Origin of the sequence: Paenibacillus sp. GbtcB18 (assembly GCF_019091125.1) — a bacterium.
GTDB lineage: Bacteria > Bacillota > Bacilli > Paenibacillales > NBRC-103111 > Paenibacillus_F > Paenibacillus_F chitinolyticus.
Map to the genome: position 1 here is coordinate 1 of NZ_JAGXJX010000977.1, position 230 is coordinate 230.

1 protein-coding gene is annotated in these 230 nt (G+C 57.8%); it reads right to left on the bottom strand.

Going from position 1 to position 230, the window contains the following annotated elements; translation table 11 throughout:
- On the bottom strand, positions 1–230 hold a 230-nt coding region (locus tag KVT34_RS31450; protein ID WP_217563414.1), incomplete at both ends, for a hypothetical protein.

Genomic DNA, 230 nt, shown 5'->3' on the forward strand with positions numbered 1-230 from the left:
GCAAGTACGTTCTCGCTGAGGAAGTGGTACTCCCCTTCAATGGCAAATCCGCTCTGCGCCGCCAGCTTCTTCGCCATCAACTGGCTCGTCGCCTTGATCACGTTCCGTTTGGGCGTATACAGCGAGATGTCCTCTCCGGCATTCAGCGTCAGCTTCTTGTGGCTCGTGATGGTGGCGCCGCTCGCATCGGTGCCGACCTTCGGCATGCAGTATTGCGAGAAAACCGACAT